Source organism: Alcanivorax sp. HI0044, from assembly GCF_001634945.1.
This window is the reverse complement of the sequence record NZ_LWEZ01001358.1, coordinates 1-2,635: the sequence shown is the minus strand read 5'-3', so window position 1 is coordinate 2,635 and position 2,635 is coordinate 1. Positions and strand designations below refer to the sequence as shown.

Genomic DNA, 2,635 nt, shown 5'->3' with positions numbered 1-2,635 from the left:
CAGGAACACCTGGATCATTATCTCTCCGAGCGCCAGGCACTGGTGGGCCTGGTATTGATGATGGACATCCGCCACCCCCTCAAGGACTTCGACCTGCTGATGCTGGAATGGTCAGCCCAGGCCAACATGCCTATCCACATCCTCATGACCAAGGCAGACAAGCTGAAGTTCGGCGCCGCCAAGTCCACCCTGCTGCAAGTGAAAAAGCACCTCAAGGAGCATCCGGCACCGCTGTCATTGCAACTATTTTCGGCTACCAATGGCACCGGCTGTGACGAAGCCTGGGACAAGTTGGGGGAATGGTTGGAGATAGGGACAGACGTCGAACGTCAGACGCCGGACGACTAGGCCACCTTTTAGCGTCAGACCTCCGACTTCGGACGTCCGACTTTTCTACAGACAAAAAAAATCCCCGGCAGCAATCTTGGGGGAAGGGAACGATTGCGCTGCCGGGGAGGCTTGCCACCCTGGCCTCTTTGGGGGAAAAGACCAAGGTTATACAGCGACGGATCGGTGAGGGTACTGGGGGATCGGGGTTCCAATCCGTCGCTATGTAGTGAGAGTGCCCTTTTCTGGAAAAAGTTCCAGCCCCCGAAAGTATTTTTCTTCCCAGCTGTCGATCTGCGTCACAAAACTGGCGCGTTACGGCACACCCGTCCTACCCCTCAGCAGACACAATACGTTCGCACCCTCGTATAAAACGGATATCTCACTGATCAATAACGGGTAATTGGCGCAAAGGCAAAACTGGCATGGGGTTTGCTTATTCTTTAACCAACAGGCCGAATAACCTGTGGCCGGCAGAAATGCCGCGCAAAAAAAATCCCTGGCAGCAATCTTGGGGGAAGGGAACGACTGTGCTGCCAGGGAGGCTTGCCGCCCTGATTTCGGGGGAGAAATCAGGGACTCCAAAAGACTACGGATCAGCGAGGGTACTGGGGGATCGGGGGTGCCAATCCGTAGCTATTGATTAGGACCGCCGCTTTTTTCGGAAAGTTCCAGGCGGTTTTATCTTTTACAAATTTTACGATCGAGTCCAACAGCCCTCCGCAGGAGCCTGGCAGCTAGAAGCTCGCCGCTTCCTTACTGCTTCCACGGCTCTCCCCGCGTGTCTTTCATCCGCTTCAGCTGCCGGTGCATGGCAGCCTTGGCCAGCATATGCGCAGACACCGGCGCGGTGATAAACAGGAACAGGGTAATCAGCACCTCATGCAGCTGCAGCCCGCGTTCCTGCCAGGAAAAAAACAGCAACGACGCCACGATGGTGCCACCTACGCCCAGGGTGGTGGCCTTGGTGGGGCCGTGCAGCCGGGTATAGAAATCCGGCAACCGTGCCAGCCCGATGGATCCCACCAACGCAAACACGCCGCCAATAATCACACTGGCTGACACCAGCCATTCAATCAGAGAATCCATAATCGCTCCGCGCCTGACGCTTGAGGCCCAATGCCCGACGCAAATTCACTGCGTCCAGCGTCAGGCCTCGGGCATCCGGCGTTCATTCAATAATATCCCCGCGGGTGACGTACTTCGCCACCGCCACGGTGCTGACAAAGCCGATCAGCGCGATCAGCATGGCCGCTTCAAAATAGAGCTTGCTGTCCACCTGGATGCCGTACACCACAATCAACGCAATGCTGTTGATGTACATGGTGTCCAACGCCAGCACCCGGTCCGGTAGCGACGGGCCGATGACCAGCCGGTACAGGTTTAATACCCAGGCCAGGGTAATCAGTGCCAATGCAATGGAAATAGCCGTCTCTAGCATTCGAAAATCTCCTTTAGCGGCCGCTCGTAGCGCTGCTTGATCTCCGCCACCAGCGCCGCCGCATCATCCACATCCAGCGCATGCACCAACAATGCCTTGCGGTCCGGGCTCACGTCCGCCGACACGGTACCCGGGGTCAGGGAGACGGTGCTGGCGAGCAAGGCAATGGCAAAGTCGTCTTCCAGCTCCAGCGGCAATTCCACAAAGCCCGGGCGAATGGAACGCAATGGCCCCAGCACCTTGATCGCCACAGACACGTTGGCCACCACAATGTCGTACAGCACCACCACCACAAACCCGAGCAGCCGTGGCAGGTTACGAATGCGCGGCACATTCGGCCAGAACGGCCGGGTCCCCAGCGGCAACAACACCGCCAGAATAGCGCCCAGCACAGCATGGCCCGCCGTGAAACCACTCAGCAACATCCAGGTAAACCACAAAATCAGGCTCAGACTGGGATACGGCAACACCCGATATAACAGCGTCATGCGCCACCTCCCAATACCGCAGACAGATACAGGTCCGGGTTACGCAGCTGCTCCGCCACTGCCGCGGTCAACTGCAGCAAGGGCTCCGCATACACTGCCATCAGCGGGCTCAGCAACAGCAGCCCCACCACGGACAACAGGTGCCGGCGAGCCGGCCGCAGGCCGCTGCCCTCGCCGGTGGTGCGCCAGAACAGGGTGGAACCAGCCCGGCTCAAGGCAACCAGGCCACACAACCCGGCGATCAACAGCAGCACCCAGTAGGTCGGGTCTGGCACGCTGCGTAACAACGCCACCTTGCCCACAAACCCGGACAGCGGCGGCAGCCCCACCACGGCAATGGCGGCCACAAAGAACAACAGCGACAGCCGGCCGCCATTAA

General features: G+C 58.7%; 5 protein-coding genes. 1 reads left to right on the top strand and 4 read right to left on the bottom strand.

Annotated features, from left to right (window positions below):
* A partial coding sequence (locus A3730_RS31960) for a GTP-binding protein (protein ID WP_369819098.1) occupies window positions 1–348 on the top strand: 348 nt, incomplete at its 5' end.
* A 735-nt stretch (window positions 349–1,083) separates the two neighbouring features.
* Here A3730_RS31960 and A3730_RS20100 read toward each other — a convergent pair.
* From A3730_RS20100 to A3730_RS20085, 4 genes are all read right to left on the bottom strand, one after another.
* A complete protein-coding gene (locus A3730_RS20100) occupies window positions 1,084–1,416 on the bottom strand; it encodes a Na+/H+ antiporter subunit G (RefSeq protein ID WP_063521627.1) in 333 nt (110 codons plus the stop codon).
* An 82-nt stretch (window positions 1,417–1,498) separates the two neighbouring features.
* The gene (locus A3730_RS20095) at window positions 1,499–1,768 is read right to left on the bottom strand and encodes a K+/H+ antiporter subunit F (protein ID WP_063521628.1); all 270 of its coding nucleotides are present in this window, start codon (window positions 1,766–1,768) and stop codon (window positions 1,499–1,501) included.
* A complete protein-coding gene (locus A3730_RS20090) occupies window positions 1,762–2,256 on the bottom strand; it encodes a Na+/H+ antiporter subunit E (RefSeq protein ID WP_063521629.1) in 495 nt (164 codons plus the stop codon). Before A3730_RS20090 ends, A3730_RS20095 begins: the two co-directional genes overlap by 7 nt.
* A partial coding sequence (locus A3730_RS20085) for a proton-conducting transporter membrane subunit (protein WP_304439512.1) occupies window positions 2,253–2,635 on the bottom strand: 383 nt, incomplete at its 5' end. The genes A3730_RS20090 and A3730_RS20085, both read right to left, overlap by 4 nt.